The 3,688-nt window shown below is 69.6% G+C and carries 4 protein-coding genes and 1 pseudogene; 2 read left to right on the top strand and 3 right to left on the bottom strand.

Features of this window, described 5'->3' with window-relative positions:
* From AC1DY5_RS46780 to mltG, 3 genes and pseudogenes are all read right to left on the bottom strand, one after another.
* A pseudogene (locus tag AC1DY5_RS46780) lies at nt 1-577 on the bottom strand (DNA polymerase III subunit delta'); the annotation flags it as partial.
* Nucleotides 574-1,212, bottom strand: a complete 639-nt coding sequence (tmk, locus tag AC1DY5_RS46775) for a dTMP kinase (protein WP_478121194.1) — start codon at nt 1,210-1,212, stop codon at nt 574-576. The pseudogene AC1DY5_RS46780 and the gene tmk, both read right to left, overlap by 4 nt.
* Nucleotides 1,209-2,234 (bottom strand): endolytic transglycosylase MltG, encoded by a 1,026-nt coding sequence (gene mltG, locus AC1DY5_RS46770; protein ID WP_478121193.1) that lies wholly within the window; start codon nt 2,232-2,234, stop codon nt 1,209-1,211. Before mltG ends, tmk begins: the two co-directional genes overlap by 4 nt.
* A gap of 93 nt (nt 2,235-2,327) precedes the next feature.
* Here mltG and ygfZ point away from each other — a divergent pair, with 93 nt between their 5' ends.
* A complete protein-coding gene (gene ygfZ, locus AC1DY5_RS46765) occupies nt 2,328-3,251 on the top strand; it encodes a CAF17-like 4Fe-4S cluster assembly/insertion protein YgfZ (protein WP_478121192.1) in 924 nt (307 codons plus the stop codon).
* Between the two features lie 75 nt (nt 3,252-3,326).
* The coding region (locus tag AC1DY5_RS46760; protein WP_478121191.1) for a DUF1697 domain-containing protein at nt 3,327-3,688 on the top strand (362 nt) is incomplete at its 3' end.

Below are 3,688 nucleotides of genomic sequence, written 5' to 3'. Positions count from 1 at the left end.
CCTCGGGCCAGGGCAGAGTGAAGCCGAGGCAGAGGCTGAGGATGGTCGGCAGCAATTGCCAGGCGGCTTCGCTGGCAAGCACGAAGCGGACGTCGCCGACCGGCTCCTCGAGCGTCTTCAGCAGCGCATTGGCGGTGATGTTGTTCATGCGCTCGGCCGGATAGACCAGCACCGCCTTGCCGCGGCCGCGGGCACTGGTGCGCTGGGCGAAGCCGATGGCGTCGCGCATCGCCTCCACCCGGATCTCGCGGCTGGGCTTGCGCTTCTTGTCGTCGATGTCGGCCTGCGACTTCTCGTCCAGCGGCCAGCCCAAAGCCTGCATCGCGACCTCGGGCATCAGCACGCAGAGGTCGGCGTGGGTCCGGACCTGAATGGCATGGCAGCTCGGGCAATGGCCGCAGGCGCTATGCGCCTTGGCCTCATCGGGTTGCTCGCACAGCCAAGTGGCCGCCAGGGCCAGGCCCAGCTCGTACTGGCCCAGGCCCGAAGGCCCCTGCAGCAGCCAGGCGTGGCCGCGCTGGCGCAGCAGTTCAGCCAGCGGCTGGCGCAGCCAGGCAGGCAGCGAATCGGCCGTCATGGGCACGTCCTTTCGAGCAGGCCGCGTTCGGCCAGCACGGCCTCGACCTGCTGCCAGACCTGATCGCGCGAACGGGCGGCGTCGATACGGGCGAAGCGCGGCGCGGCCGCCGCGCGGGCTGCATAGCCGGCCGCCACGCGGCGGAAGAACTCGACCGGCTGCGACTCGAACTTGTCCGGCAGCCGGGCACCGGCCAGGCGCTCGGCGGCGATCTCGGGCGGCAGGTCGAACCACAGCGTGATGTCGGGCTGGAGCAGCCCCGCCGGGGCGGCCTGCACCCAGCCTTCGAGCGTCTCGAGCACGGCCGTGTCGAAACCGCGGCCGGCGCCCTGGTAGGCGAAGGTGGCGTCGGTGAAGCGGTCGCACAGCAGCACGTCGCCGCGCGCCAGCGCCGGTTCGATGACGCCCACCACATGGTCGTGGCGGGCCGCAAAGACCAGCAGCGACTCGGTCAGCGGGTCCATCGGTTGCTCGAGGATCATCGTGCGCAGGCTTTCGGCCAGCGCTGTGCCGCCGGGCTCGCGGGTGCGCGTGACGGTACGGCCCTGGGCCTTGAACAGCGCCTCGAGTGCGTCGATGTGGCTCGACTTGCCGGCACCGTCGATGCCCTCGAGGGTCAGGAAAATTCCCTTCATTGCCCGCTCCGCTGGTTGGGGTCGGTGCTGCCACCGCGCTGGTAGCGGTTCACGGCCCGGTTGTGATCGTCCAGCGAACTGCTGAACTGGCTGGTGCCATCGCCTCGCGAGACGAAGTAGAGCGACTTGCTCTGTGCCGGCTGCACCGCCGCCATCAGCGCGGCCTTACCGGGCATCGCGATCGGCGTCGGCGGCAGGCCGTTGCGGGTGTAGGTGTTCCAGGGCGTGTCGGCCTGCAGGTCGCGCTTGCGCAGATTGCCGTCGTAGCGCGTCCCCAGGCCGTAGATGACGGTCGGGTCGGTCTGCAGCGGCATCCCGAGACGCAGGCGGTTGCTGAAGACCGCGGCGATCTCGGCGCGGTCCTGGGCCTTGCCAGTCTCTTTTTCGACGATGCTGGCCAGGATCAGCGCCTCGTCGGGCGTCTTGAGCGGCAGGTCCGACGCCCTGGCGGCCCAGGCGACATCGAGTTTCTTGTCCATGGCGCGCATCGCGCGCTGCAGTAGCGCGACGTCGGTCGAGCCCTTGGAGTAGGTGTAGGTGTCGGGGAAAAAGCGCCCTTCGGGATGCACGCCCGGCCGGCCCAGCAGGGCCATCAGTTCCTCGTCGCTGCGCCCGACTGTCTCGGGCTTCAGCTGCTCGGCCTTGGCCAGCGCGGCGCGCACCTGGCGGAAATTCCAGCCCTCGACCAGCACCAGGCTCCGAGTGGCTTCCTCGCCACGCACCAGGATGTTGAGCAACAGGCGCGGCGTGATGCCGCGGTCGAGCTCGTAGCTGCCGGCGCGCATCTGGCGGTCCTGGCCCGAGAAACGGAACCACAGGTAGAGCAACTGCGGCGGCACGTCGACGCCGGCGTCGGCCACGGCCTGCGCAATGCCGCGCGGCGTGGTGCCGGGCTCGACCGACAGGTCGACGCTGGGCGCGGGCAGCTTGAGGGGCTGGTTGACCCACCAGAGGCCCGCGGCGCCGGCGCCCAGCACTGTCACGGCAGCCAGCAGGAAAAGGGTGAGGAGGAAGCGGCGCACGGGTTCCGGGATGGGAGACGGACGGAAGACGATAGCAAGAACGGGTAAGCCCTGCGGGCCGAACGGAACGAAGCCGGCCATGATAATTCAGCGATGACCTCTGTCGTTCCGAATGGCGTCACCGCCCTCTCCCACCTCGGCGTGATCCGCGTCGAGGGCCCCGATGCCGCGAGCTTCCTGCATGGCCAGCTGACCCAGGATTTCGCCTTGCTTGGGGCCTCCGAAGCGCGGCTCGCCGCCCTCTGCACGGCCAAGGGCCGCGTCATTGCCAGCTTCATCGGCATCCGGCCCGAACCCGATCGCGTCCTGCTCGTCTGCAGCCGCGACATCCTGCCCGCGACGCTCAAGCGGCTCTCGATGTACGTGCTGCGCGCCAAGGCCAAGCTCAGCGACGCCAGCGCCGAATTCGCGCTCTACGGGCTGACCGGCACCGCGCTGGCCGCCAACGGGATCGATGCCGGCGCATTGCCGGGCTTGGCGAGCACGGTCGGCGAGGCCCATGCCGTCACGCTCTATCCGTCCGACGGCGTGCCGCGTGCGCTGTGGATCGCCCCTGCCGGCAGCCCCGCGCCCGAGGGCGCCGAGATCGCGCTCGCGACCTGGCATTGGAGCGAGGTGCGCAGCGGCATCGTGACCCTGACCACGCCGGTGGTCGAGGCCTTCGTGCCGCAGATGATCAACTACGAATCGGTGGGCGGCGTGAGCTTCAAGAAGGGCTGCTATCCGGGCCAGGAGATCGTCGCCCGCAGCCAGTTCCGGGGCACCTTGAAGCGGCGCACCTATCTCGTCCAGGCCAGCGACGAGATCGCGGCCGGCGAGGAAGTCTTCGCCACCAACGATCCCGAGCAGCCGGTGGGCACCGTGGCCCAGGCCGCGCCGGCACCGGAGGGCGGCTGGGCGGCGCTGATCTCGATCCAGATCGCGGCCATCGACGCCGGCGGCCTGCATGCGCGAGCCGCCGACGGGCCGGCGCTGACCGTGGAGCCGCTGCCGTATTCGCTGTTGGAAGACATCTGAGGACGTGACCCGCTACGTGGCTTTCCTCCGTGGCGTCAGTCCGATGAACGCCAGGATGCCCGCTCAAGCGCTGCTTTGAAGGTTGAGGGCGCGGGCTTCACCGACGTCAAGACGGTGCTGTCGATCGGCAACGTGGTGTTCAACGCCCGCGCCGCAGCGCGGGCGGCGCTCGAGCGCCGGGCCGAGGCGGCGATGGAACAGCAGCTCGGGCGCTGTTTTTCCACTCTGGTGCGTTCGGTGGATGTCCTGCGCGAACTGCTCGCGGCAGATCTGTATGCGGCGCATCGGCTTCCGCCTGAGGCCAAGCGCGTGGTGAGCTTCCTGCGCACGCCGCCCGAGGCCAAGCTTGCGCTGCCGATCGAGGTCGACGGCGCTCGCATCCTCGCCATCGACGGCATGGAGGTCTTCACTGCCTACGCGATCAGCGTTATGAACAC

It is taken from the genome of Variovorax sp. P4_D9, assembly GCF_056401695.1.
Note: the sequence above shows the minus strand (reverse complement) of the source record. Positions and strands in the feature narration are given on the sequence as shown.

What these genes read in the sequence shown, in the direction of transcription:
- tmk (WP_478121194.1), bottom strand. Translation starts at nt 1,212, where the DNA reads ATGAAGGGAATTTTCCTGACCCTCGAGGGCATCGACGGTGCCGGCAAG.
- ygfZ (WP_478121192.1), top strand. Translation starts at nt 2,328, where the DNA reads ATGACCTCTGTCGTTCCGAATGGCGTCACCGCCCTCTCCCACCTCGGC.